The sequence below is a fragment of the Sphingomonas kyeonggiensis genome, from assembly GCF_014196745.1.
GTDB classification, from domain to species: domain Bacteria; phylum Pseudomonadota; class Alphaproteobacteria; order Sphingomonadales; family Sphingomonadaceae; genus Sphingomonas; species Sphingomonas kyeonggiensis.
This window is the reverse complement of sequence record NZ_JACIEH010000002.1, coordinates 1,436,290-1,461,588: the sequence shown is the minus strand read 5'-3', so window position 1 is coordinate 1,461,588 and position 25,299 is coordinate 1,436,290. Positions and strand designations below refer to the sequence as shown.

Annotated in this window: 26 protein-coding genes and 2 pseudogenes; 10 read left to right on the top strand and 18 right to left on the bottom strand. The window is 64.2% G+C overall.

What is annotated here, in order from left to right:
• Positions 1 to 190 (bottom strand): annotated as a pseudogene (locus GGR46_RS25200) (integrase); the annotation flags it as partial.
• A 31-nt stretch (positions 191 to 221) separates the two neighbouring features.
• Between GGR46_RS25200 and GGR46_RS15050 the strand changes: the two are divergent.
• From GGR46_RS15050 to GGR46_RS15040, 3 genes are all read left to right on the top strand, one after another.
• Positions 222 to 530: a hypothetical protein gene (locus GGR46_RS15050; RefSeq protein ID WP_183998737.1), complete on the top strand. Its 309-nt coding sequence runs from the start codon at positions 222 to 224 to the stop codon at positions 528 to 530.
• A gap of 17 nt (positions 531 to 547) precedes the next feature.
• Positions 548 to 1,075, top strand: coding sequence for a hypothetical protein (locus GGR46_RS15045; protein WP_183998735.1), 528 nt, complete (start codon positions 548 to 550; stop codon positions 1,073 to 1,075).
• Between the two features lie 455 nt (positions 1,076 to 1,530).
• On the top strand, positions 1,531 to 2,118 hold the full coding sequence (locus GGR46_RS15040) for a hypothetical protein (protein WP_183998734.1): 588 nt from the start codon (positions 1,531 to 1,533) through the stop codon (positions 2,116 to 2,118).
• Between the two features lie 225 nt (positions 2,119 to 2,343).
• Here the strand turns inward: GGR46_RS15040 and GGR46_RS15035 are convergent, their stop codons facing one another.
• Positions 2,344 to 2,523, bottom strand: a complete 180-nt coding sequence (locus GGR46_RS15035) for a hypothetical protein (protein ID WP_183998733.1) — start codon at positions 2,521 to 2,523, stop codon at positions 2,344 to 2,346.
• A gap of 225 nt (positions 2,524 to 2,748) precedes the next feature.
• Here GGR46_RS15035 and GGR46_RS15030 point away from each other — a divergent pair, with 225 nt between their 5' ends.
• Complete coding sequence (locus GGR46_RS15030; RefSeq protein ID WP_246426176.1) at positions 2,749 to 2,940, top strand: hypothetical protein; 192 nt, start codon at positions 2,749 to 2,751, stop codon at positions 2,938 to 2,940.
• A 950-nt stretch (positions 2,941 to 3,890) separates the two neighbouring features.
• Here the strand turns inward: GGR46_RS15030 and GGR46_RS15025 are convergent.
• The 5 genes from GGR46_RS15025 to GGR46_RS15005 all read right to left on the bottom strand — a co-directional run bounded on the left by GGR46_RS15025 (position 3,891) and on the right by GGR46_RS15005 (position 9,297).
• Complete coding sequence (locus GGR46_RS15025) at positions 3,891 to 4,046, bottom strand: hypothetical protein (RefSeq protein WP_183998730.1); 156 nt, start codon at positions 4,044 to 4,046, stop codon at positions 3,891 to 3,893.
• Positions 4,043 to 4,405, bottom strand: a complete 363-nt coding sequence (locus GGR46_RS15020; protein WP_183998728.1) for a winged helix-turn-helix transcriptional regulator — start codon at positions 4,403 to 4,405, stop codon at positions 4,043 to 4,045. Before GGR46_RS15020 ends, GGR46_RS15025 begins: the two co-directional genes overlap by 4 nt.
• On the bottom strand, positions 4,402 to 7,509 hold the full coding sequence (locus GGR46_RS15015) for an efflux RND transporter permease subunit (protein WP_183998726.1): 3,108 nt from the start codon (positions 7,507 to 7,509) through the stop codon (positions 4,402 to 4,404). The genes GGR46_RS15020 and GGR46_RS15015 overlap by 4 nt, the downstream gene beginning before the upstream one ends.
• Positions 7,506 to 8,480 carry an efflux RND transporter periplasmic adaptor subunit gene (locus GGR46_RS15010; protein WP_343058185.1) on the bottom strand — a complete coding sequence of 325 codons (975 nt, stop codon included), beginning with the start codon at positions 8,478 to 8,480 and terminating at the stop codon, positions 7,506 to 7,508. The genes GGR46_RS15015 and GGR46_RS15010 overlap by 4 nt, the downstream gene beginning before the upstream one ends.
• 187 nt (positions 8,481 to 8,667) lie before the next feature.
• On the bottom strand, positions 8,668 to 9,297 hold the full coding sequence (locus GGR46_RS15005) for a TetR/AcrR family transcriptional regulator (protein ID WP_246426099.1): 630 nt from the start codon (positions 9,295 to 9,297) through the stop codon (positions 8,668 to 8,670).
• 68 nt (positions 9,298 to 9,365) lie between these two features.
• On the opposite strand from GGR46_RS15005, the gene GGR46_RS15000 reads away from it, so the two are divergent.
• Complete coding sequence (locus GGR46_RS15000) at positions 9,366 to 10,862, top strand: efflux transporter outer membrane subunit (protein WP_246426098.1); 1,497 nt, start codon at positions 9,366 to 9,368, stop codon at positions 10,860 to 10,862.
• Positions 10,863 to 11,092: 230 nt separating this feature from the next.
• On the opposite strand, the gene GGR46_RS14995 is transcribed toward GGR46_RS15000, so the two are convergent.
• Entirely contained in the window at positions 11,093 to 11,989 is an 897-nt protein-coding gene (locus GGR46_RS14995; protein WP_183998723.1) for a LysR family transcriptional regulator, read from the bottom strand.
• A gap of 82 nt (positions 11,990 to 12,071) precedes the next feature.
• Between GGR46_RS14995 and GGR46_RS25475 the strand changes: the two are divergent.
• Positions 12,072 to 12,371: pseudogene (locus tag GGR46_RS25475) on the top strand (nitrilase-related carbon-nitrogen hydrolase); the annotation flags it as partial.
• An 11-nt stretch (positions 12,372 to 12,382) separates the two neighbouring features.
• Here GGR46_RS25475 and GGR46_RS25195 read toward each other — a convergent pair.
• The 5 genes from GGR46_RS25195 to GGR46_RS14970 all read right to left on the bottom strand — a co-directional run bounded on the left by GGR46_RS25195 (position 12,383) and on the right by GGR46_RS14970 (position 15,911).
• Positions 12,383 to 12,493, bottom strand: a complete 111-nt coding sequence (locus GGR46_RS25195; protein WP_221262755.1) for a DUF736 family protein — start codon at positions 12,491 to 12,493, stop codon at positions 12,383 to 12,385.
• 456 nt (positions 12,494 to 12,949) lie between these two features.
• Positions 12,950 to 13,483, bottom strand: a complete 534-nt coding sequence (locus GGR46_RS14985) for a DUF4262 domain-containing protein (protein ID WP_183998720.1) — start codon at positions 13,481 to 13,483, stop codon at positions 12,950 to 12,952.
• Between the two features lie 70 nt (positions 13,484 to 13,553).
• A complete protein-coding gene (locus GGR46_RS14980; RefSeq protein WP_183998719.1) occupies positions 13,554 to 14,084 on the bottom strand; it encodes a VOC family protein in 531 nt (176 codons plus the stop codon).
• Positions 14,085 to 14,187: 103 nt separating this feature from the next.
• The gene (locus GGR46_RS14975) at positions 14,188 to 15,036 is read right to left on the bottom strand and encodes an alpha/beta fold hydrolase (protein WP_183998869.1); all 849 of its coding nucleotides are present in this window, start codon (positions 15,034 to 15,036) and stop codon (positions 14,188 to 14,190) included.
• 26 nt (positions 15,037 to 15,062) lie between these two features.
• Positions 15,063 to 15,911 carry an oxidoreductase gene (locus GGR46_RS14970; RefSeq protein ID WP_183998717.1) on the bottom strand — a complete coding sequence of 283 codons (849 nt, stop codon included), beginning with the start codon at positions 15,909 to 15,911 and terminating at the stop codon, positions 15,063 to 15,065.
• Between the two features lie 97 nt (positions 15,912 to 16,008).
• Here GGR46_RS14970 and GGR46_RS14965 point away from each other — a divergent pair, with 97 nt between their 5' ends.
• Positions 16,009 to 16,884, top strand: coding sequence for a LysR family transcriptional regulator (locus tag GGR46_RS14965; RefSeq protein ID WP_343058184.1), 876 nt, complete (start codon positions 16,009 to 16,011; stop codon positions 16,882 to 16,884).
• A 500-nt stretch (positions 16,885 to 17,384) separates the two neighbouring features.
• The gene (locus tag GGR46_RS14960; RefSeq protein WP_183998715.1) at positions 17,385 to 18,356 is read left to right on the top strand and encodes an alpha/beta hydrolase; all 972 of its coding nucleotides are present in this window, start codon (positions 17,385 to 17,387) and stop codon (positions 18,354 to 18,356) included.
• Positions 18,357 to 18,359: 3 nt separating this feature from the next.
• Here GGR46_RS14960 and GGR46_RS14955 read toward each other — a convergent pair whose 3' ends face one another.
• The 4 genes from GGR46_RS14955 to GGR46_RS14940 all read right to left on the bottom strand — a co-directional run bounded on the left by GGR46_RS14955 (position 18,360) and on the right by GGR46_RS14940 (position 22,360).
• The gene (locus GGR46_RS14955) at positions 18,360 to 18,590 is read right to left on the bottom strand and encodes a hypothetical protein (RefSeq protein WP_183998714.1); all 231 of its coding nucleotides are present in this window, start codon (positions 18,588 to 18,590) and stop codon (positions 18,360 to 18,362) included.
• Positions 18,591 to 18,804: 214 nt separating this feature from the next.
• Positions 18,805 to 20,688, bottom strand: coding sequence for a ParB/RepB/Spo0J family partition protein (locus tag GGR46_RS14950; protein WP_183998713.1), 1,884 nt, complete (start codon positions 20,686 to 20,688; stop codon positions 18,805 to 18,807).
• An 85-nt stretch (positions 20,689 to 20,773) separates the two neighbouring features.
• On the bottom strand, positions 20,774 to 21,184 hold the full coding sequence (locus GGR46_RS14945; RefSeq protein ID WP_183998712.1) for a DUF2958 domain-containing protein: 411 nt from the start codon (positions 21,182 to 21,184) through the stop codon (positions 20,774 to 20,776).
• Between the two features lie 909 nt (positions 21,185 to 22,093).
• Positions 22,094 to 22,360 (bottom strand): hypothetical protein, encoded by a 267-nt coding sequence (locus GGR46_RS14940; RefSeq protein WP_183998711.1) that lies wholly within the window; start codon positions 22,358 to 22,360, stop codon positions 22,094 to 22,096.
• 49 nt (positions 22,361 to 22,409) lie between these two features.
• On the opposite strand from GGR46_RS14940, the gene GGR46_RS14935 reads away from it, so the two are divergent.
• Positions 22,410 to 22,874, top strand: coding sequence for a MarR family winged helix-turn-helix transcriptional regulator (locus GGR46_RS14935; RefSeq protein WP_183998710.1), 465 nt, complete (start codon positions 22,410 to 22,412; stop codon positions 22,872 to 22,874).
• Entirely contained in the window at positions 22,871 to 23,686 is an 816-nt protein-coding gene (locus GGR46_RS14930) for an NAD-dependent epimerase/dehydratase family protein (protein WP_183998709.1), read from the top strand. The genes GGR46_RS14935 and GGR46_RS14930 overlap by 4 nt, the downstream gene beginning before the upstream one ends.
• A 459-nt stretch (positions 23,687 to 24,145) precedes the next feature.
• Here the strand turns inward: GGR46_RS14930 and GGR46_RS25920 are convergent, their stop codons facing one another.
• Complete coding sequence (locus tag GGR46_RS25920; RefSeq protein WP_183998708.1) at positions 24,146 to 24,601, bottom strand: zinc-finger domain-containing protein; 456 nt, start codon at positions 24,599 to 24,601, stop codon at positions 24,146 to 24,148.
• Positions 24,602 to 25,299: the final 698 nt, after the last annotated feature.

Here is a 25,299-nt window from a genome sequence, read left to right as displayed (position 1 = left end):
CGCAACCGCGCAGCTTGCTGTCGATCGCTAGGTCAAACAGCGCCCTGTCACGAACGCGGCCCTCTCGATCCAGGAAGAAGCGAACGGCCCAGATTTGCTTCTGTGTCAGCGGTCGCTTGGCCCCGACAGTCTTGCCCGCGTTCCACGCAGGCCGGCACTGCACGGCAGGATCATAATGTGAATGTCCCACGGTTTGTCTCCACGGCCTTAATTGGCCGTTGATGGAACGCGTCGAACTAGCTGGTCGCAGCCGCGATTGGCAGCAAACGCCCCAAAGCCAGCCAGCCATTGAAGCCGGCGCTCGCGTGATCCGAAAACTGACGTTGGTTCACGAAGCTGAGCAAGGGACGGTTGCCGCCCTTTCTATTGTGGCAGAATTGACCAGAGTGCGCATTCCAGTTGATGACCAGGAAAGGCCAGCGCTTTCATCGCGCGAGGGGGGCATATGGTTCGATGGATTTTTGGCGTTCTTTTTGCCTTCCAAACATCGGAAGGGCTTGCTGCTGACCGTTGCGGAGGCGCTCGGCTGACGGAGGGAAGCACCGAGATGCTAGTGCTCGTCGAACAGACGGGAACCGAACAGCCAATCACGACTCACGCGAGTGTCAGTGTTCTCGGTCTCGACGCAAAAATGAGATCCTCGGGCGCCTACGAGGAAACCTCGGAGGGGCGAATCAACCCAACGCAATTCGTCGTTTACTCGTCGGCTTCCACTGCGATCACTGAACCTCATCGGGAAACGATAAGGTGGAGGCGGGACGACGGCGACTGGCGCACCTTTCCTCACGCATATTATGGAAACAGCCGTGGCGAATATGAATTCAAGGTAGCGCAGAAAGGCCCGTACAAGGGTTTGACTTGGGGCACCGAGCACCTGGACGAATTGAAGCTCGGCGGGCGGTTCACCATCACGCGCCTTTCAGAGGCCGGCGAATCACTTGTTACCGGCTTCATCCAATACCCAAATGACGAAGCAATTAACTCTCTTTACAAGAGGGCGAAGAGCCAAGCCATCGCCGGCCTAAAGCCGGGCTGCAAGCCTCTGTCATTCATGTCGCCCGCGCCCGCCAACTAGATCCTTCCCAACGGCTCGCGATTTTGAGCGCTGGTTGGCGCGCCTTGAGGATTGCCCTTCGACGTCAGCGGATCCGGCGATTGCGGGCCGAGTGGGACAGCATTTCTGCGCACGGCTCTCCAAGCCGTTCGTCGGCTTTCCACCGTTCTGCGGCGGAACCCGACCGTCGCCAAAACACTCAAGCTCAGCCATTCCGGTCTCAATATCACCGACCAGGAGCGGCCTGGCCGCTAACGCCCCAACATCGGACATTCCCATAGCCCTTGGCTTTGACAAAAAAGCAGTGTCGGAGACCGCAGAGACGGCGTTTGCCATGCCTTCGCCGGCCTATCCAGCAGCATCATTATCCTGCGCAATACATTCGTAGGCGAACGCTGCCCGGCCTGATTATCGCGACGTCTCCAGATGACGGAAAGTTCATTCGACTCCTGAGAGCGATGCTGTAGGATTATCCAATGATTGTGAGCCGTAATATCCAGATTATTCTGTCGGCTGCGTGGTTCTTCGTCAATCAGCCTGCTCTGGCTGCACATCCGGCAGCAGAACAGGAGGCCTCCACCGCGTTCCGGGATATTTGCGCAACTGGCCCGCTGACGCCCGCCGCCGTTTTCGACCGTGCTGCAGCCCATGGGTGGCGCAAGACTGGTGACAAATTACCCAAGGATTTCGACCGCTCTACGCAGAGAATGTCGCCTGACAGAAGATCGCCCCTCTTGCTGTCCGCCAGCTCGGAGACGAGTAACGGGGAACGAAGGGATATTTGCGCTATAGCTATCGGCTCGCCAGTACGAGGCTTGGAAAGCACGCTTGAGACATGGTTGGGCTTCCGTCCCTATTTCGCGATGGGACGATCGGCGACATTCATGGCCATCCGAAGCGGAGATAGTTGGCGATCTGGCAACGAGCTGAGTCAGTCTGACTTTGAAGAAGCTAAGTCTCGCGGCGAGTTCTACACGATTATCGTAGGTGATCGTGGCAAGCCGCAGTCCAATGAGAGCTATCCCGCGCAGGTGATACTCATGCGCGTTCAGCCGACCGGATGACTCTCGGGGAGCGGGAAGAGAACTAGGCCGTGAACTCATTAACCGCGAGTACGATGCCAACTAGCGGACATTGCGACAGAGATGTTGCCAGCTTCTGTTTCCAGAGGAATTTGCTGCCAGAGTGGTGGCGGCGCTTTCCCGCTCTGGCGAAGCCATCGACCGATAGCTCGCCAAAATGGGTCGGTCCCGAACCGGCTGGAAGCGGAAGCGCTCGCCAGCTACAGGTCAGGCTTCAATCGCCTGAGCAGCTACTACCCGAACTGGTGGGCCTTGCAGCCTTGCGGAATACCGGTCGGCCATCTCGCGATGGATTTTCCTCGCGCCCAAATCAGTCGCTTCCTCAGCGAGCCTACGCTCTTGAGCTTCGCGACGTTCAAGATAAATGCGGTCATTATCGCTGAGCATGGTTGCGCTCCTCACAAAGCGGGAGCTTTCCAGATGCCCCCAGTCTCCGACGCGCTTGGGCTGAGGTCGGCGCTATGTAGAGCATAGCATGTTCCTGATAACACGGCGAATCCTTTGAGCGGATCCCTACACTGGCTCAGCGGAGCCCACGTCCCGGACAGCCGCTCGACCAGGGCTCAATTTCCGTCTTCGTGCGTTATGTTTCGCGGTGATGGAGCAGAGCGGGTGCCTAAAGACGAGATTGTTGCTGTCGGTCTACTAACCCAGCGCGATCTTGAGCGCTTGGGCGACCGGTTCCGGGGAGCCATCCCGGTGCATCCCGACGGCATGTTCGATGATCTTCTTGCGAAGCTCGATCAGATCGACGTAGAGCCGCTGGGCAAGGGGGTGGTACTCATTCCCCGGATTAAGGCCTAAACAACGAGACGGCGTTCCTCTCAGAGCTTTGCAACGGCTTCTTCGGCCCGGTCCCGCCTTCGCCTTTACAGGCAAAATAAGCGTGGCCCCGCTACGGCGCCGAACAGGGCGGAGCCGTTAAAGCGGAAAGGCCGCTTTCCACCCATCGTCCGCCGTTCGGCGGTGGGGCGGCCAATCCAAAAGCGGTCAGGCTGCAAACGCCCCAATAGCGGCCGTCGAGCGAACCGTGCATAGTCGCAACATGACGTGGACGAGGGCGCTTTCCATAGGGGCGATCATTTTCGCGGCGACGATTATCGCGGCGGGCGGGTGGGTCGTATTTGGTCGATCCAGCGCTTTGTCGGCCGCCTGCAAGCTAGGGCTACCTAATTTCTCTCGCCCGGTGGAGGTACCCGAGTTCATGGTTGGCTGCGCGGTTCTAGGAAAGCCTGAGCGACTTGCCGGGACGGTACTCCTCGACCATCACGGAGGGGCACTCATTACGAAAGGCGCAAACAGGGCCATCGCTTTCATTTGGAACGATAGCTTTGGACGCGAGCCACTTTATCGACGCTTCGTGGCCGAGGAGGAGCGCGCCTTTTCGCAAGACTGTGTGACCGCCGTGTCAGTTGAGGCAGTGGGTCGGCTCGCGGAAACTCCCGGGGATCGGTGGGGCGACCGAAAATTCTTCGTCGAGCACCTAATTGCTGTGGGGCCTCCCGAAAGGGACGTGATTGCCAGAGTACCGAAAAATCTGCCACCGGAGCAATGCCCACATACAAACGGCAGCTAACCAGCGATAGTCGGCCGTTCGGCGGTGGAGCGGCTGATCTAGAAGCGGCCAGGCGGCAAACGACCCCACAGTCAGTCATTCGCGGGTTCCTCTGATCGTCGCCGCACAAGCGTTGGCGCGTTGAAGGTGGGAGTGCATCGCGACGCGCCGAGCCCGGCACGCGATGCTCGCCGGCCTGTCAGGCGGAGGTTGCGGCAGGCTTACGGAGCTCGGCAACCGCGCGCTCCAGCCGCTCGACCCGCAACAGGACGTCGGTCAGCGGATCATAGTCGTCTGCCTGCGCGAGCGCCTCGAAAGAGCGCCAGATCCGGCGCGCGGCTTCCTTCAGCTTCATCGTGATTGCTCCTTTCCAGGGCGACGCGAGGGGATGGACATCTTGGATTGTGACGCTCGCCAGCTGGCCAGCCCATCCAGCGTTGTTTTGAGGGACGTGGCGACCTCGGTCAGCGCGTAGACATGGCTGGCGTACGGAGCTGGAAGGTAGCGCCGCTCGACGAGCCCCGCGCATTCCAGCGTGCGCAGCCGGTCGGTGAGGATGTTCGCGCTGACACGCGGGATCGCCGACCTCAGGTCCGCAAACCGGTGCGCGCCCGCGTTGAGGCAGATGAGTATCCGCAACACCCAGCGCCCCTCGAGTGGCTCGAGGGGGTCGTCCGCCGAAATGGCGGGATCGATAGCCGCGGCCTCGCTCATGCGGTCACCTCCGCCAGATGCGCCGGGCCCTCCGCAGTGGGCTTGATCCGATACCAGAGCGCATAGAGCGCCGGCAGGAAGACCAGGGTGAGGATCGTTCCGACCAGCGTGCCGCCGATCAGGGTGAACGCCATCGCCCCCCAGAACACCGAATGAGTGAGCGGAACGAAGGCGAGCACCGCGGCGAGCGCCGTCAGGATCACCGGCCGGGAACGCTGCACAGTAGCCTCGACCACAGCGTCGAAGGGGGAGCGACCATGCTCCTCATTCTCATGGATCTGCCCGATCAGGATCAGCGTGTTGCGCATCAGGATGCCCGCCAGCGAAATCAGCCCCAGGATCGCGTTGAACCCGAAAGGCTGGCCGGTGAGCAGCAGCGTCGGCACCACGCCGATCAGCCCCAGCGGTGCTGTCAGCAGCACGATCGTCATCGCCGAGAAGCTGCGAACCTGCAGAATGATGACAATCATCATCAAGAGGATCATGATCGGGAAGATCGGCGCGAGCGCGGCATTGGCCTTGCCCGCCTCCTCGATCGAGCCGCCCATGGCGATATGGTAGCCGGAGGGGAGCGTGTCGATCACCGGCTGGAGCTTCTTGAGCATGGCGGTCGAGACGTCGGGAGGCTGCAGGCCGTCGGCGATGTCGCCGCGCACGGTGATCGTCGGCACGCGGTCCCGGCGGAGCAGGATCGGGTCCTCCATCCGCAGCTCGAGCTTGCCGATCTGGCTGATCGGTACGCGCTGGCCGTTCGTTGCGGTCAGCGTGAAGTCGCCGACGCGCGCCGGATCCAGGCGGGCCTCTCCGGCGGACCGCGCCACCACCTCGACCGTGCGGATATCCTCGCGAGCCTGCGAGACGGTCACCCCCGAGAGCAGGAACTGCAGCTGCTCGCCGACATCGCCCGAGGTCAGGCCCATGGCGCGCAGCCGGTCCTGATCGAGCACGAAGTGCAGCGTCGGCACGCGCTCGCCCCAGTCGGTGTTGACGGTGCGCATCATGGGATCGCTGGTCATGATCGCGCGGACCTGCTCGGCGATAGCGCGCAGCTTTTCGACATCCGGGCCGCTGACCCGGAACGCCACCGGATAGGGAGAAGGGGGACCGAAGACGAGCTGCGTTACCCGCACGCGTGCCGCAGGGGCGAGGCCGTCGGCGACCGCCCGCCGCAACCGCTCCTTCAACGCCTCGCGCGCCGCCTCGTCCGGTGTTCGCACGATGATCTTGGCGAAAGAGGGATCGGGCAATTCGGGCGATAGCGACATGAAGAAGCGCGGCGCGCCCTGGCCGACATAGGCGGTGATGATCTTCGCCTCGGGCTGCTTGCGTAGCCACGCCTCGACCGCCTCGCTCGCGGCGCTGGTCTGCTCGATCGAGGTACCCTTGGGCATCTGGACCTCGACCAGCACCTCGGGCCGGTCGGAGGTGGGGAAGAACTGCTTCTTCACCAGCACCATGCCCGCACCGGCGACGAGGAACGCCGCCACCGTTGCGATCGTCACCACCCGGTTGCGCTTCACCGCCCAGCGGATCAGCTGGCGCACCTTCTGGTAGCGCGGCGTTTCGTAGATGGCGTCGTGGCCGCCCGCGACCGGCTTGATCGCCGGCAGCAGCTTGACGCCCATATAGGGGGTAAAGATCACCGCGACGAGCCAGGAGGCCAGCAGGGCGAAGCCAACGACCCAGAAGATGTTTCCGGCATATTCTCCGGCCGTGGACTTTGCGAAGCCCACGGGCATCAGGCCGATCACCGTCACTAGCGTTCCGGCAAGCATCGGCGCGGCGGTATGGCTCCAGGCATAGGCCGACGCCTTGATTCGGTCGAACCCCTCTTCCATCTTCACGACCATCATCTCGATCGCGATGATGGCGTCATCGACGAGCAGCCCGAGCGCAAGAACCAGCGAGCCGAGCGTGATGCGGTCCAGCACCCTGCCCGTTGCCCACATGATGACGAGCACGATCGCGAGCGTCAGCGGCACCGCCCCCGCCACGACGACGCCGACTCGCCAGCCGAGCGCGACGAGGCTGACGATCATCACGATCGCCAACGCCTCGAGGAAGGTGCGCATGAACTGATCGACGGCCGCCGAGATGTTCTCCGACTGGTCGGTCACGGGAGCGAGGACCATTCCGAGCGGCAGCTCCGACGAGATCGCCTGGACTTCGGCCTTAAGCGACTTACCGAGCTCAAGCCCGTTCCAGCCCTCGCGCATGATCACGCCGAGCAGCAGGGTCGGCTCGCCCTGGTTACGGATCAGGAAGGTCGCCGGATCCTCATAGCCGCGCCGAACCTCGGCGATGTCCGCCAGACGCAGGGTCCTGCCATTGGCGACGATCGGCAGGTCGCGGATCTTTTCGAGATCGTCGAACGCGCCGTCGAGCCGGACCTGCACCTGCGGCCCGTTCGCCTCGATCGCGCCCGCCGGGGTGACCAGGTTCTGCTGCGCGAGCGCGGCGAAGATCGCGCGCGGTGCGATGCCCAGCGTCGCCAGCCGGTCCTGCGCGAACTCGACATAGATGCGCTCCGGCCGCTCGCCGACGATATTGACCTTCTTGACCCCCGGCACATGCAGCAGCCGCTGGCGCAGCGTCTCCGCCTGCCGGGCAAGGTCCCTTTGCGGCTCGCCCTTTGCCTTCAGCGCATAGAGCGCGAAGGTCACGTCGCCATATTCGTCGTTGACGAACGGGCCGGCGACGCCGCGCGGGAGCCTCGGGGTCTCGTCCTGAAGCTTCTTACGCGCCTGGTAGAATTGCTCCTGCACTTCGGATGGGGGCGTCTGGTCACGCAGGAGCAAAGTGGTGAAGGCAAGGCCGGGCCGCGTGAACGTCTCCGCGCGATCGTACCAGCGCAGCTCCTGCAGGCGCTTCTCGAGCGGCTCGGCGACCTGGTCCTGCATTTCCTGCGCGGTGGCGCCGGGCCATGCGGTGACCACCGTCATCTGCTTGATGGTGAAGCTCGGGTCCTCGGCGCGGCCGAGGCTCAGGAAAGCCACGAGTCCGGCAGCGGAGATGGCGATGATGAAGAACAATGTGACTGCCCGTTCGCGCACCGCGAGGGCGGACAGGTTGAACCTGCCCTTGGATTTGGACGTCTCGCTCAACGGACCGCTCCCGCCGCGACGCGGACCGGCTGGCCCTGGTGAAGCATGTGTGCGCCCAGCGCGACGAAGCGCTCGCCCGGGCGCAAGCCTGCGGCCACGACAGCCTTCTCGTCGCCGATTGCGGTTAGCCGTACCGGACGCCAGGTGACCCTGGGACTATTTCCGCTGCCGACGATCCAGACTCCCGGCCCCTGTCCACGATCGTAGATAGCGGCGAGCGGGACCGCGATCGCCGCCGGCTTGCCGGGAGCGCCAACTCGGATCGTTATCGTCGATCCCAGAGGTGCAGCGGCGGGAGCGCCGGAGAGGACGAAACGCGCCTCGAAAGTCCGCGTCACTGGATCGGCGGCGTCGCTCAGTTGCCGCAATCGCGCCTGCCCATCGAGTCCGCTATAGGTCCGGGCCTCCGCTTCCGCGCCCAGTGCGGGGCGAAGCGTCTCGGGCAGTGCAACGATGGCTTCGCGTGGACCGGAGCGGGCAAGGCGGACGACGGTCTGGCCGGCCGCGACCACTTGCCCCGGCTCGGCCAGCGTCTCGGCGACCACGCCGTCCGCGTCGGCAACCAGCAACGTATAGCCGGTATCGTTACGGCTGACCCGTGCCTGGGCCTCGGCGGCGGAGAGCTGCGCACGAGCCGAAAGCGCTGCTGCCTTGGCCTGGTCGTAGGCGGAGGCGGAGACCGCTCCCGCGGACACCAGATCGCGGTAGCGCTGTTCATCGGCGCTGGCCTGAACCGCGCGGGCGCGGGCGGCGGCGACCGTGCCGGCCGCCGCCTGCGCCGCGAGCGCATAGTCGGCCGCATCGATGCGCATGAGAGGCTGGCCGCGGCGCACGGTCTGACCGGCTTCGACGAGCCGCGCCACCACCTTGCCGCCGACACGAAAGCCGAGATCGCTCTGCACGCGGGCGCCCACGATGCCGGTGAATTCGCGGGCGCCTCCTTCGGCAGCACCGGCAGACGCGATTCGCACCAGCGGCGGCGCGGTGCGCGGGTCAGCGCCCGACTGCCCGCAGCCGGCCAGCGCAACGGCTGTCAGCCCAAGGAGCCCGACCGTTCGGGCGCAAGACGATGTCGACACGCAGGTTCCTCCTGTTCAGTGGGAACCAAATGTCATCGAGTGACTATATTGTCAACTAGTCACATATAAGCTTCTGACTTCAAGGCGCGAGACTGCGCAGCACTAGGCCGGTTACCTCGGTCTGCGCGTCGGGAAGCAGATCGAGGCTGCGCTCGAGGAAAACGGGGTCGATGAAGGGCTTGAGGGCATAGAAGATCGATCGGCGGGTTTCGTCGAGCGGGGTCTTGCGCTCGAACTCGCCATTCTCGCGGCCTTCCTTGAGGATCTCTTCGAGCAGGCCCTGCATGCGCTCGATATAGGCCCGCACGACCTCCCAGTTTTCGGACGACGCATAAACCGCGATCTCGTAGAGCTTGCGGTCTGTGAAGAGCAGTTCCACGGTAGCGGTGGTGGCGGTCCTCGCGAATCTCCGCAGCTTGTCGGTCGCGTCGCCCCCTTCGCCCACTGCCTCCCGGACCTGGTCGAATAGGCCGCCCACACACTCGGCGCAGATCGCCTCGCCGATCGCCTGCTTCGATTCGAAAAAGCGGTAGATATAGGCCTTAGAGAAGCCGATCTCACGCGCGAGATCCGACACCGTCGTCTTGCCATAGCCGTAATGGGCGAAGCATTCGCGGGCGGCATCGACGATCTGGTCCCGCACGGAATGCTCAGCCGGTCCGCGCTTGGCAGCCTTGCTTGTGTTCTGATTTTTCATGGCCGCCCCCATAGCGTCAAAAGTCCGAATTGACAAATTGTGACCAAATACGTTATTCGTCACATACCATGAGATGGTTTATGGGACTGCTGGCGAATGGAAGCATGCGCATTTCATCTTCGATCCTGACGGTGGCCGGAGCGGCTGCGCTACTCGGTGGCTGTGCCATCGGTCCGGCCTATGTCTCGCCGCAGACGACGGCCCCGCCTGCCTTTCTGGGCGGCCCCGCCGTCGAGGCCGCCACGGGGCAGGCAGCGAAGGTCGACTTGGTGAACTGGTGGCGATCGTTCGACGATCCACTCCTCGTGAGCCTGGTCGAACGCGCGCTGGCGCAGAATCTCGACCTGCAGCAGGCGACCGCCCGCATCGTGCAGGCGCGCGCCGCCCTGCGCCATGCCAAAGCCGACCTCCTTCCGTCCGGACAGGTCAGCGGCCAGGCGAGCGAGAATTATCAGTCGATCGAGACCCCGCAGGGCCGCATCGCCAGCGCCTTGCCAGGCTTCGAACGCGAGGCGCAGAGCTATGAGCTGAACCTCGGCGCGAGATGGGAGATCGATCTCTTCGGTGGCAAGGACGCGGCGCGCGACGCCGCGCGGGCCAACTGGCAGGCATCCGCTGCTGGTGCCGTCGCCGCGCGGCTCGCCGTCGCAGCGCAGACGGCCGACACCTATGTCGCGATCCGCAGCCTTCAGGCGCGACTCGATGTGGCGCGCAACCAGCAGCAGGTCCAGCAGCAGCTGGTCGATCTGGTCGGGCTCCAGTACCGCAAGGGGGTGGCGGCCGAATTGCAACTACGGCAGGCCGAGGGGGCCCTGGCGCAAGTGAGGGCCGGCGTTCCGGAACTCGAGCAGAATCTCGACGCCACGATGAACGCGCTCGATGTGCTGCTCGGCCTCCAGCCTGGTTCGGTTCGGCCCGAGCTTGCGGCCATCGCGCCGATTCCCAGCGTCCCTGCAGTCTCCGACGCCGGCGGTCCGGCCGCCTTGCTCCGCCGGCGCCCGGACATCATCGCGGCCGAACGTACACTCGCCGCGTCGAACGCGCGCATTGGTGTGGCGATCTCCGAATATTATCCGAAATTCTCGCTCAGCGGGCTCCTCGGCACGGCGACCATGGGCGTCGGCAGCCTGTTTGGCGGCAATGCCAACCAAGCGAGCGGCGTTCTGGGATTGCGCTGGCGTCTGTTCGACTTCGGCCGCATCGACGCCGAGATCGCCGCCTCGCGCGGCCGTAGCGCCGAGGCGCTGGCCGCCTATCGCCTGACGGTCCTAAGGGCGTCGGAGGATGTGGAGAATGCCTTTTCGGCGCTCCTCAAGCAGCAGGCCCGCGGCCAGATCCTCGACCAGGGTGTCGCATCGCTCGCCAAGGCCCGCGCATCCTCGCTCGCGGCCTACAAGGGGGGAGTCTCCAGCCTGCTCGACGTGCTCGACGCCGACCAGCGACTTCTCGCCAGCCGAGATGCCGAAATTCAGGCGAGAGCCGCTGCCGCGCGGGCGGCGATCGCGTCGTTCCGCGCGCTGGGGGGTGGTTGGGACGCTCCGCAGGCGTCCGACGGAACTGGCACACTCGGTCGATGAACTCGTTGCCCGCAATAGTCCGGTGTACGGTGCTTCAATTCGCAGGCTACAGGCTCACGGCCTCGATCGAGATCTGTCCCATAGGACGATTTTTTCGGATATTACGAACGACGGCTTTCGGGTGTGCGCGAGCGTGGTCGAACGACCGCAACTGGGGCGCGTAGCTGACCGGCGGATCACGCGGGAGCTGTTCAGCGGCGTGCCCGGTAACAGATCTAATAATTGCGTGGTCAATATCCGCCGAAGCCTTCCAGCATCGGCACCCCTGCTCTGACAATCCGGACCAGATGGGCCAGTGCGCCAACCTCGCGCTGTGCCTTCCAGGCAGCGCCGATGCTCCATGCCGCTTCCTTCCCCTCCACAGCCAGAAGCCTCAATCGACCGGGAAGCAATGCTTCGGAACTGACTGGCACGATGGCGCAGCCCAGCCCTGCTGAAACCAGAGCGAGGACGGTCTGTATGTCATCGGCTTCCTGCACCACCTTCGGATCAAAAGCGGCGGAGCGACACCAGGCTCGAACTTGGGCGGCGAGCCCAGGTCCGCGTGCCTCCCGCAGCGCAATGAAGTCCTGTGCTGCGAGCCACCCTAACAATCTCGCTCCCGAAGGGATGTCCAGATTCTGCGGAACTGCGATCGCAAGACGGTCGGATGCCAGCGGACACGACGTCAGGTCCGGTGGCGCGGGCAAACGAATGAAACCGAGATCGAGTTCGTCCCGTCTAAGTCGGTTGACCTGCTCATGCGAAGAGTAGTCATCCATTGATACGGACACGCCGGAATACGCGGCACGGAAGCGAGCGACAAGCCAGGGCGCGACCGCGATCGTCGACAGCCCGAAACCAATATTCAAATGGCCGATCTGACCATCGACGGCACCACGCGCATCGCGCAGCAAGGCATCCGCATCCCGAACAAGTCGCCGAACCTGAGGAAGTAGAAGGGTCCCGAGCGGAGTCAGGCGCACGGGCTGCCTGTCACGATCGAAAAGTTGACCGCCGATTTGCTCCTCGAGCGCTCGGATCCGTTTCGTCAGCCCAGGCTGGGTAATGTGCAGTCGCTCGGCGGCATGGCCAAAATGACCCTGATCCGCAACCGCCAGAAATGCACGTAGTCGCTCGACATCCATTCCAATCAGCTATCACAAGCGACCATATGTTTCATTGGAGTTTTGCAGTGCCAAGCTGGCATTGGCGTCTCAGGAGAACCCCATGACCAGAAATCTTTGCGTTGCGACTGTCCAGTTCCAGCACCAGGCGGGAAACAAGGACCATAATCTTTCTCGCATCGAACATTTTGCCCGACAGGCGGCGACCTCGGGTGCCCAACTCGTCTGCATGCCGGAGATGTGCATTTCCGGCTATTGGCATGTGCCTTTCCTCGACGAAGCAGGACTGCATGCAATCGCGGAGCCGGTGGATGGCCCGAGTGTCCTGCGTGTGGCCTCACTCGCACAACATCTCAATCTAGCAATTGGTGTCGGCTGGCTCGAACTCGGCGAAGACGAACGCCTCTACAACGCTTATCGGGTGGCCGAGGGACGAATGCTGGCCTTCACGCTGAGCGAGAGGGTCTTGATGGTACCCGCGAAATTGCCGTTCTCGTCGCGGGTGAAGGTGCCGATCTGAGCCATGATAGTCTCCTGTCCTTGCCTCGAGACCGCCCGATGCGGCCTCGATGGCGTCGATCAGGCGAGGTGGCGGCCGGTCCGCACCCGAAGGGCCGGAGCAACGCGCAGGACGGCGAAAGTCCGGGTTTCTTGCTGGGCGAGGAGCCGCGGAGCGGCGGGGAAGAAAGTCGGCGAAGCCGTTGCGGGCATGAGGCCGAGGGCCCGGGTACCGGGCCCGATCCGCTTCGCCAGACAGCCCAATCGAGACAGGCCGCGCGGTGTCCAGGCTGGACAGATGTCGGAGAAACGAAAGAAGCTTCAGGCGTGCCGATCGGGCAAACCGCAGCGCATCAACATCACCCAGTGTGGTCGGCCAGGCATTGGCTAGGTCATGAACCGTAAAGGCCCGCTTTCGGCGCGAAGGCGAAACGGCCGATAATGGGCGGATTACGGGACGGCAGCTTTCGGATGGTCATCTGGTTAGCCGCTCTTGGAGGCTGCGCCCAGTTCGTTGAGCCAACCCTTGGGAGACAAATCGGGTTGGAGCTTCACGAGCGATGCGTCGAAGTGCGCCTCCCAAGGGAACCGCCCGCTCCCGTCGGCCCAGACGAGTTGGACTGCCGGGAACTGACCACGCCGGTAGAACCAGTCACTCGACCGCAGGTATTGAGCACCAGCGACTTGACCGACGGTAAAGAGATACACCGGCTCGTTAGAGAGAATTCCCTCGATCGCCTGTCCAAGGGGAAAGCGATCCCCGGCCCGTGCCCGCCTCATTATTTGCCCAAACACATCGTGAGATAGCTGCGGTGGGAAGTCGAAGACAATTACCTCCGGCTGATCGATCGTTAGCCAGAAGCCTGTCGTGTAGCTGAACGCGGGATCGCCATTGTCATCATCCGCCCCGACCGAGGTTGTCTGCCAGCCGAACTCCTGAACTCTGCCGAGTAGGTCCACCTCGTAGGGTTTGAGACTCGTGGGCGGATCAGCGATGACGGTCGCGGGCGGTGGCATTGCTGGCATATGTAGCCAAAGCTCAATGTCCGCAATTGGGGCGGAAGCGCTCGGGCGGCTTTGGCCCCGCTCAGTCCTCGTCCTGCCACCGGCGCAAATCCGTCTGGTCATGATAGGCCATGCGATCGGGCGTAGTGATGAATTCCATCGTCGTGCCCCAAGGCATGCGACAGTAGCAGACCTTGTTTCCAGGACCTTTCTCCGTTGCGTAGGGAATAGCGCGCGGCGCGGTGAGAGCTGTACCTCCCGCCTTCTCGAAGCGCTCGACGGATGCGTCGATGTCGTCGGTGTAGAGCGCGAAGTGCGTGATGCCGAAATCACTCGCCCGGATCGGCTGGGCTTGTTCCGGCCCATGCATCTCGAACAGCTCGATGTCCGGCCCGGTCCCGATCTTCACCATAGCCTGACCACGGACGACCGTTCCAGGGAAAGCGCCGACCGCCCGCTCGAATTCCGGGCCCTGCCGCGGCGGATCCTGGGGGCCGAAAGACTGGTAGATCACTTGGCCGCCAAAAGCCTCCACCAGGAACGATTTTGCTGCTTCGATATCGGGCACCGTGATGCCGATATGATTGACGCCGCGAATGACAGGTGCGGTCATGACAGTCTCCTTTGCTGTTGCTCGATCCATTGCGATCGCCGCCGGTGCGATTCGCCCGCGGCCTCGCGATCCGACCGGGCCTCGATTGCCCGGGCGCCGAATTTCAATCGGCCTTGAGGAACTCGATCAGGGCGGCTGCGACTTCTGCCGGCCGTTCGTCCGCGACATAGTGGCTGCACCGTGCGATCGAGCCGCCCGTCACATTGGTGGCGAACTCCTTGAGCATCGGCACCATCTGCGCACCGAAGCGCCGATCCCCACCGAGGCCCAGCACCGGTATCTCGAGCGGTTGCTTCTTGTATTCGAGCGCGACCGCGCGGTCGGCGTCCAGGGTGCGGTACCATTCCATGCCGCCGCGGGTGCGGCCAGGGAGCGCCATCGCCCTGGCGTAGATCTCTACGTCTGCCGGATTGAAGGTGCTGTGATCGTAGAACCGCTCAGCCATGAAGGTCGAAATATAGTCATATTCACGGCCATGGATCAGGCGCTCGGGCAGATCCCGGTTCATGTGGAAGCTGAAGTGCCAGAGCCTCGCGGTCGTAGCCTCCCATTTGGTCCAGCCGGGAAGCGGAACGTCGAGGACGGCCAAGTGAGTGACCGCTTCCCGATAGATGGCCGCCTGCGGCAAGGCGACCATCCCGCCGATATCATGTCCGCACACGGCGTAATGTTCATGCCCGAGGGCAGTCATGACTTCGTGGGCGTCGCGCGCCATGGTCGCCTTGTCATAGCCGTCCAGCGGACAGTCGGAAAAGCCTGCGCCCCGCAGATCGATCGCCACCACGCTGAAATGCTCGGCAAGGAGCGGCATCACCTTGTGCCATTCCCACCAGGTTTCCGGCCAGCCGTGAAGTAGCAGGACCGCCGGGCCGAAACCTCCCGTGACGGCGTTGATCTTGATGCCATTCACCGGCACCAACTGCTGGGTAAACCCGTTCAAAGCTGCGATCATCATCGCTTCCAATCAGATGTGGACGTTCAGACAGAGCTCGGGTCCAGCCCTCGGGGCTGGTCGAAATCGGTGGCGATCGTGACGTCGCGCCAGGCGTCGATATCGCTGCGGAAGGCTGCCAGCTTTCGCTCGGCGATCGCATGCGCGATCGGGCCGAGCGGCAGATGCAGGGGAGCATCATCGGCATCGACCGCCTGCAGGATCACCGCGATGGCCTTGTCGGGATCGCCCGCCTGATTGCCGTCGTTGGTTTCGCGGTAGTGCTTGCGCGAGCTCGCGGCGTATTCCGGCATCTCGTTGCCAGCCATCGTGATCGAACGGCCAAGGAAATCGGTGCGAAACGGGCCAGGTTCGACGATCAGCACGCGAATGCCGAACGGCGCCAGCTCGCCGGCGAGCGCCTCGGAAATCCCTTCCACGGCAAACTTGGCCGCGTTGTAATATCCGCCGCCGCCGCCGCCCGCGATTCCCGCGCCCGACGACATGTTGACGATCGTTCCGCCCGAGCGTCGCAGGGAAGGCAGGGCCGCTCTGGTTGTCTCGATCAGACCGAAGACGTTCACCTCGAACATCGGCCGATATTCCTCGGGCGTGCCTTCCTCGATCGCGCCGAACAGTCCGTAGCCGGCATTGTTCACGAGCACGTCGACCCCGCCAAAGGCCTCGACCGCCTTTGCGACTGCCGCCCTGGCCGTCGCCGCATCGGTCACGTCGAGCGGCAAGGTGATCATCCGGCCACCGAAAGGCTCGGCGATCTGCTCGATCGTCGAGACGTCGCGGGCCGTCGCAACCACGCGATCGCCGCGCTGTGCCGCAGCGCGCGCCAGCCGCTGGCCGAAGCCGCTCGAGCAACCCGTAATGAGCCATGTTTTCACAACCTATTCCTCCAAACCGCGTTCAGACGAGGGCAGGAATCTAGGTGTTTAGATTTGTTCTTGAACTGACATATCTGTATTCTCGGCGTTCATTTTTGTGTGGGTGGCCGCGATGGAATGGAGTGACGTCAGGATCTTTCTCGCGGTTGCGCGATCCGGCACGCTTGGCGGCGCGGCCCGTTCGCTTCAGACAAGCCATCCGACCGTCGGCAGGCGCCTTCGTGCACTCGAGCAAGCGATCGGTCACACGCTCTTCCAGCGTACAGCGGACGGTCTGGTTCTGACCGAAGAGGGCCATGGGATCATCGCGCTGGCCGAGCAAATGGAAGAAGGCGCGCTGGCCATGGAGCGCCGGCTTGCGGGGCAGGAGCAGAACCTCAAAGGCAGTCTGCGCATTTCGTCAGCGGACTGGTTTGGGGCCTATGTCCTCCCTCCTGTCCTGGCGGATTTTTCGAAAGCCTACCCCAATGTCGATGTCGAGATCCTGACCGGCACACGCCTGTTCAACCTTGCGCAGCGCGAGGCCGACATCGCATTCCGCATCGTTCCATTCGACACCGCCGATGTCGTTCAGCGGCGGCTCTTCCGGCTCGAATACGGTGTCTATATCGCCGAGGAGGCCGCTGATCCCAAATATGGCGACGGGGCCGGTTTCCGGCTGATCACCCATGACACCTCCACGGGCCATTTCCCCGATATCGCGTGGCTCACCGAGAGTTTTCCCAACGCGAGAGCGGTCCTGCGATCGAACAACCGCAACGTCCAGGCACGCATGTGCAGGCAGGGCGTCGGCATCGCGGTCCTGCCCCGCTTGGTCGGCGACCAGATCCCGGGTATTCGCAGACTGGAGCCGCCGAAGCCGCCGCCGGCGCGAGACATTTGGATGGGGTACCACCGGGACCTACGGCGTCTTGAACGTCTCCGCGCATTCATCTCGACGGTATCCGACCATCTCGCGAACGCGACCGCATGACGGCGCCGTCAATCCGGTGCGCGGACGTCTTTCGTCCGACCCGACAGCAGCAACCGGAACATGCCACCAGCGGCACCGCTCCAATTCTTCTCGATCGGCGAGACAAGTCGACCGCCGAGGCAGGCCTCCGATCATGGCCGGCGCGCCCAAAAAGAAAGGCCGGCGCGGCGCCGGCCTGAAAGTATTAGGAGAGGATGCCTGAAAGGCAGTTTCTTGTGCAATGCAGCGATAGCGTTCGCAAGTGCAAAAAGCACAAGGAGACTGAACCTCCACCTAAGGGTGATCGACTTGCGTGCGACCAGTCCCTCCCGAGGCAACGCCCACGGCAATCAAGGGTCAACAATATGGCTTTACGGGATTATTCCGGAACGACCCTCTCGTGAACGTGGCCCATGGACGCCGACGATTCCACGGACGCAAAGGCCAGCTCAATTTCGATCAAGCTTTGACATCACCATCATTCCGCTGATCATCGTTGCGGACGAAGGAGAGGGATCGCCATGTTGAACCGCCGTGAAGCACTGCTGGCAGGATTGGCTACGAGCTTGCTTGGTACGGAAGCGCGTGCAGCACGGCAGGACGGCACCTGGCCCGCATATCCGGCCGAGGAGATCGACCTCTGGCCCGGCACGCCGCCTGGCGCGCCCGCCGCCCTGCCGGTCGAGCAGGTGATCGAGACCGGGACGGAGGAGCGCCATGGCCGGATGGTCAAGGGCATCGCCCGTCCCCGCATGAAGGTATTCCGACCTTCCAGGCCGAATGGCGCAGCTCTGCTGGTGACGCCCGGCGGCGGCTACTCGGTGATCATGATCGACGTCGAAGGCTATCAGATCGGGCCCTGGCTCGCCGAACGCGGCTGGACGGTCTTCGTCCTCTATTATCGCCTGCCGGGCGAGGGCTGGTCGAACCGCGCGGATGTGCCGCTGGCCGACGCGCAACGCGCCATGCGACTGATCCGTTCGCGTGCGGCGGTGTATGGCTTCGATCCCGAAAAGGTCGGAGCGATGGGCTTTTCCGCGGGCGGTCACGTCTGCGGCGACCTCGCCACCCGATATGACGTGAAGGTCTATGATCCGATCGACGCCGCCGACCGGCTGAGCGCGCGGCCGGCGATCGCTGCCCCCATCTACGCCGTCCAGTCCATGCACGCCCCGCTCGCCCATGGCGGGTCGCGCGACATGTTGTTGGGGCAGAACCCCATACCCGAGATGCAGCGCGCGCACAGCCCCGCTCATAACGTCTCCGCTGGCACGCCGCCGGTGTTCACGGCCCATGCCGAGGACGATACGGTGGTGTCGGTCGAGAATAGCATCGAGATGCGTGCCGCTCTGAAGGCGGCGGGCGTCCAGGTGGAGACGCACCTGTTCACTTCTGGCCAACATGGCCTCGGCCTGCCGGGCCCGGCTGGAGAGCCGGCACGGCATTGGAAGGATATGTTCGTCACCTGGGCAAAGGCCCAGGGGCTCGGCTGAGAGTCAGACGGGAATGTCATCCGCAGAGCGCTGCCGCGTGCCTGAATATGTTGTAGCGGAGCGCGCCTGAACCACTGCCTTGTGCGCGAAGCTGCCGATATCGGCGGCACGGCCTCGTGGTTCCGGCCCGGTCTCGGCCGGCATCGTCGCGACGCCGCCCAAGGTCTCGGCAGGCTCGCCGACCGTGCAGAGGCCCGACCGCGCCAGCAACCCGCCCGGCACGACCGGCATCATGCCGGCCCCGCATGTCGCATCCTCCCCCTTGCGTCGCCCTCCCGACATGCGTCGCGCTCATACCATATCATGACGCGCGAGAACGCTCGGCACCGCGCTCGGGCGGCGAGGACGGCATGACAGAGGCCGCGCGCCGGCGCCCAGCGGGCGGCGGTGCGCGGCGAAATTTCGGAGCCCAGGCGGGCGGCGGCCAGCCCGCCACCCGCCCTTCGGTTCAGGCAACCAGCCGGTCGAGATCGCGCTCGGATGCGTCCTCGCCCGCCTGTGCGGCGGGCTCCCGCTCTGTCTCCGTCGGGCCTCCGGCGCCGGTCGGCGCCAGCCCCTCGGACGCGGGCGCTCCGCCATCGCCATCGACCCCGCCCACGACCGGCTGGGGCGCGAACGACGCGGCGACCCGCTCCCAGTTGCGCACCGCATTGGCGCCGCCGCGCGCAGTATAATGGGCAGGCGGGAACGCCAGCCATCGCGGCGCCCAGTCCTTAGCCTTGGTCCGGCCATTGGCGCCCGACAGGCAATCGCGCAACAGGCCGCGCAGCACCGCGATCTTCTCTCCCGCATAGGCCTTGGCGACCTCCGCGCCGGCAACCTCGCCGATCATTTCGACCAGCACCTCGCGGTCCTTGAGCAGGTCGAGCAGGCAGTCGTCGGGCATGAAATGCGCCGCCGAACCCAGGCCGAGATGATGCCCGGCCGCCTCGACCACCGCGCTTCCCGACGCCATGCCCTCGGCCATCACCAACCCGAGGATGGCAAGGATTTGCGCATCGTCGAGCGCGAGCAGCCGCACGAAGATCGCGGCGGTGCCGCCCTCGCCCGCCCCGGCTATCGCGCCTTCGCTGTCCTCGAACCCGAGCACGACACGCGCCGCCTGTTGCCGCAAGGCGAACACGCCCGCCGCCTCGCTCGCCGCGACGCTGGCGCCAATCGCATCGCTTGCGGCATGCGCCGGATCGGCGCTGACCCGGAACAGATGCGAGCCCGAGATCGCGTGGGCGAGCAGCAGGCGCAGCGCGACGGCGGGCCGGTCGATCAAAGCGGCACGCACCGCCGCATGGCGGTGCAGGTCGACATAATTGCCGAGCGCGATGGTGAGTTCGGGGCGCGCGGGCCGCTCGCCGGTCCCCGTTTCCTCGCCCTTGGCACGCTTGCGGGCTTCCTTGCCGGTCAGATAGCCTTCGTGGAACACGACCTCGCCGCGCGGGCTGAGCGCGATATAGACCCGCCCGCCCTTGCGCTTGGGGGTGCGCTGATGTTCGTAGCTGTTGAAGTGCTGGCCGGGCTCGAGCACGACCACCTCGCCCCAGCCATCGGCGAGATAGGCCTGCCGCTTCTCCTCGACCGCTACGCGCTGCGCCTCCCAGAACTGGCCGCTATCGGCGAAATAGCCCTGGCCCCCGAACAGGTCGGCGACGATGGTGCCGCGATAGCCGGCAAGGTCGAACAGCGCATGCTCGGTCGAGATCGACTGGCCGCCGAACAGCCATTGGCGCAGCTGGTGCCCGCTCGGCGCGTGGCACGCGGGGTCGGCGAGGATCGCCAGCCATTCGCGCTGCTGCGCCTTGGTCGCCATGGTCAGGAACCGGACGCTCGCCACGTCGATCTTCTCGGCGCGGTAGAGGTCGCGGATACGCGGCATGAGATTGCCGAGCGCGAGGATCTGGGCGACCTGCCGCTCGGTGAAGCCGAAGGTCGCGGCCAGTTCGTCGGGAGTCCGGCCCTCGCGGACCAGCTTGGTGAAGCTCGCCCAAAGCTCGGCCTCGTGCGGATTCTCGCGCGCGAAATTCTCGATGAGCGAGGCCTCCAGCGCGGCGGCATCGTCGCCCCGCGCGATCACGGTGCAAGGTAGTTCGCACGCCGCGCCCGTCTCTTCGGCGAGGGTCCTCGCGGCAAAATAGCGGCGGCGCCCCGCGACGATCTCGAAGAGGTCGGGCGCCTCCGCATCGGGCGCCTCCGCCAAGGGCCGCACGATCAGCGGGACGAGCACGCCGCGCGCGCACACCGAAGGCAGGATATCGGCGATGTCGGGCGGCTTCTTGCCGTCGCGCATGTTGACGGCGGCAATGCGGAGCTTGCCGAGCGGGATATGAGTCAGTTCCATGGGTCCATCCTTCCGTGGTGGACCGGCCCCGTCGCCAGTTCCGGGGAGACGGAGCCGGATGTGCGCGCCGAAACGGGCGCGCGCGTCAACCGCCTCGTGGCGGAAGCTCGGGATCGTCTCGGCGGCGCTGGCGAAGCGCAGCGGCGGCGTGTTCCAGCGCCTGCGGGCTTTCGGTGATGCTGCCGCTCTGGCGGGCGGCCTCGGCGTAGACCGAGAGTGGGAACCCACCCTCGAAATGACGGTCGCGCTCGATGCCCAGCCCGAAAGGCAAGCGAACCGCGCCGATTTCATGCAGGCTGAAACTGCCCAGCTCGGGACAGCCGAACCCCAGATCGGCCAAGCCGAACAAGGTATCGCCATCCGCGTCCAGCTCGGTCGCCAGCCAGGTCGCAGGTCCCAGCGGGTTGAACAATTTGAGCAGCGGCACCGGATCGGCGGGCCGCTCGGCACCATTGGCGAGCAGCGCAGCGCGAAGCGCATCGGGCAGGACGATCATGCCGCAAACTCCACCGGTGTCGGCGCCTTGGCGGCTTCGATGGCCTGTCCGTCCGACCTGGCCCTGTCACGATCCCCCCTGCCTCTGGTCGCCATCGTCCGCCTCCCTGTCCTCAAAGCACACCGCACCCCGGAAGCGGGGTGGGCGGCGACAGCGACCAGAGAGGCCCGCTCCAGGCGGACGGAGGCACCCGAAGGGCCGGAACGAAGTGGAGGACCGGCGCGCAGCGCCGGTTGCCGCCGCCCGCGGCGGGCCTAGACGGGAGCGCCGACCATCCCGCTTCCGGGAGCGACACGAACAACGCCGCCGCGCCAGCGGCGCCCGCATCTCCCCGGCGGCGCAGCCGCCCAACAAAGGCGGGCTCACCGGCAGAGCGGGCGGATCAGCGGCGTCGAACCGGGCTTCGAGCGACGGACGGGCGCCAGGTCGTCCGCGCCGAAAACGGGCGCGCCGCCCGTCCGCGTCGCCGGAGTGCCGCGGGGCCGCGATCAAGCGCCGCACCCTGTCCGGTGCGCAGCACCGGCAGTGTGCGTCCTCAGCCCCGCTCCGCTTCTTGCCTGGCGTTGCGGGGCCTGGCCCCGCTGAAGGGGTAGGCCGAAACCACAGGGTTCGACGTCAGGGGAAGGCCTTCCCCTCTTCGAATTACTCGACCAAGGATCGGCCCACCGGGAAGATCAGAATACCCATCTGAAAGTGAGACCGGCTGCTAGCCCGCTCGTCATTCCGCCCATCCGAATATCTAGAGATAATCGATCGATGTCCGGGCCCTCGCGAACGATCATGTAGGCGCGTCTGGAACGCCCAGCCGCTCGTCGAGCCAGCGCGTGAATCTGGCCCAGCCGCTCTTGAGGAGATCGTCGCTCGCCAGGATCTTGAGCTCGGCGTCGCGCATCCGCGCGATCCCCGATCTCAGACCTGCTCCAGCCAGGGTGAGGCGGCGAATATGCTCACGATCGACTTCCCGTCGATTTCCTGGAAATTGCCGCCGGTCAGTAGAGTCCGAAGGCGATGTATGCGGATGAGGTTGCCGTCATCGGACGGGCGCCCGAAGGACCGATCGACGAAGACCCGGACACGGGCATCAGCGTGCTGCGCATCGCGATCAAACAAAGCGATCGCGAGGAATAAGGCCGGCATCCCGTTCGACAATGCGGCGAGCAGCAGCCCTCGCAGCAACAAGCTCCGACGGATTGACAATCCGCTAGCTGTCTAGCATTTTAGCTAGATGGCTAGCAGAATAATCGAAGATCATCATGGGGCAGCTGGAGCATGGGCGAAGCGCTGTTATTTCGCGGCGCGCGCGGCGATGGAAGCCATGCTGCGGCCATCCGGGCTGGGATCGACGCAGTGGTATATTCTCCACCAGCTCGTCCATCATGGCCCCACCATGCAGCGCGATCTGGGGCGGCTTCTCCAGATCGAGCGCTCAACGCTGACGGTCATTGTCAGGGCACTTGTTCGCAAGGGATGGGTTGAACAGGTTATCGACGAGGCGGACCAGCGTCGCAAGTTGTTGCGCATGACGGTTACCGGCATGGAGCTGTGGGACACCCTTCCGGAGCTTTCCACAGTCATTAATGAGACTGCCTTTGGCGGTGTCAGCGACGCCGATATCGAAGCCGCCGTACGTGTGCTGCGTCTCGCAACGGAACGGCTGGACGCCTTCACAAAGAGGGAACGCGTCCCATGACTATCCTGATCACCGGTTCCACCGGGCTTGTAGGCTCGCGTCTTCTTCAGCGCCTTCTCGAAGCAGGTTATGATTGCCGGGCGATGGTTCGTGGCGGAAGACCGAAGCCCGCCGGCGCGCATGCGGTAGAAGGCGACCTGTTCGATACCGAGTCGCTTGCCCGGGCGGTAGAGGGCGTGACCGCGATCATCCACCTGGCTGCGGTGTTTCGCACAGGGGACGAGGCGCTGATCTGGAAGAGTAACTTCGATGGCGCGCGTAACCTGATGGCGGCGGCTAGCGCCCACGCGCCGCACGCCAGGTTCATCCTCGCCAGCACCAGCAACGTCTATGACAAGAGCCAGGCGCGACCAGGGTGCGAGAGCGATGCCGTCGCCCCGACACAGGCTTATCCGGCGAGCAAGGTGGCCGCAGAACGGGCGTTATGCGAAAGCGGACTGACCTGGACGGTGGTGCGGTTCCCGTTCGTCTACGGCGATGGCGATGGGCATCTCGAAGAGCTGCCCGCGCATCTACTGTCCGCGAATTGGCATCCCGCGATGCGGATGAGCACGATCCACCATCGCGATATCGCAACGGCGATGGTGCTGGCTCTCGACGGTAAATTCGACGGACATGTCGTCAACATTGCGGACGACGTCCCCGCATCGATGCTCGACCTGATTGCACTCAGCCGGGGCGAGATGACGGCATCAGCCCGGCCGCTGGCCGAGCCCTGGGCCATGCAGGTCGATACCGCGCTCGCGCGCAGTCTCGGCTTCCGGCCGACGATTCGGACCGTCTTCCACGCGGCTGAGCAGCAGTTGCTCTGACGGCCGGCAAGCGAGCAAGCCTCAGCTGGTCGGAACCTGCTTGGACTTCCCCAGACCCGCTGACGGCGCCTTCCCTAGGCCGTCGGAAAGCTAAAGAACGCCGTGCTGCCAGGCCCTATCCAGGAACCGTCCAGGCAATTTAACGGCTGATCTAAGGTGCCGCGCTGGGCGGGAGCGAACGGCAAGAAGTAGGTCGATAGCTGCCACGCCGCCGCGATCGAGGCCATGGCAGCTATCACTTTCAGCCTTCCCCAAACCAGCCAGGCAGGAAACCACCCAATAGCTGGCCGTTCATCGGTGAGACGGCCGATCCGGAAGCCGACAGGCGGCAAACGCCCCAATGTCGGACGTTCAGTCCGAATGTCACTGCTCTCGAGCTCACAATCCTGCGGTCCAACCCACCGCTAGTTTCCAGGTGAAATCGTCGCATGCGATATCAGAAGGGAATGCGCTCAGGATCTAGCGAGGCAACTGCGATTTGGCACTGTTGCCCAGCATGTTTCGATAGCAACCCGGCGGATCGGTCTCACACCGACCAAGGCCTGCGCGAAATGAGAAATGGGTTGAGCAATATGGACAGGGGATATCTCGCGCACCTTTGATGTTCAGATAGACGTGCGGATGATCGTTCGGCGGCGATGCGCCGACGCAGGAAAAAGCGAGCGCACCGATCCAAATTGTGCTCGCGCCGACATCATTCAGATATTCTGGAACGTCGCACGAATCTTCGGAATGGGCAGGTCCTGCCGTTAACTTCGGTGCGCGCACGCCCTCATGACTCCATGCATCGATGGCATCGTGAAGCTCCCGCCGCCGCGTTCTTGTCCACCTGAACGGATCTCTGCGAAAGGCTCTGGTTGCAAACTCAACTGCCGTCTGGGTCCAATCGGACGCGCGGAATGTTTGAACTGTCATCGGGCCGCTCCATTGCGGCAAGCGAGAGTACCGGATCTCTCCGTAACCTGTCGCTTGCAGTTTCGAAGCGCGGGATGCCTGCATGCCACCGATCCGGGTTGTCCGAGATCAATTCGCCATTCCCGGCAGCCTGCAGGGAACACCTAATGGCCGGCGAATAACCTGGTCCGGTCGTTTGCGGACATCGGGCGCGGTTTCTGCCCCGCTCCGCCGTCAAGGCCCATCCTCATGCCGTTCACTTCGAGGATATAGTTCCCCCGTCGTCGTCCCATCGACCTGCGTCGTCGGCGGGCACGGGCCTAAACCGTAGCTTGAGCGGATTGTGGTGGGGGAAGGTGCTTCCTTCCAACAGGCGGCCATACTCTCTGGCCAAACCTTCATGGGCTATCCGCGCTGACGCAGACTTCGCCACCGACGCGTTGTAAAGGGAGATCTGCTCCCGACGAAGAATATAGTTGATGTCCATGCGCGGTGTCCCACGAAGCGGGAGCACGAGGTCTCTCAGTCGCGCGGGTGCTCAGGCAGGGCGCGCGATAACGCCAATATGGGGAGTGGCTCGCAGGTTTGTAAGAGATGCTTGCTGCTCCAAAGGCAGGTAAGGAGCGACCTCCTTTGAAATCATCTTGATCGGTTGCTCGAGGCGTGCGGCGAGGATCCGGTGTTTGCTGTCATCGCGTGCCTGGAAGCTGGCATCGGAT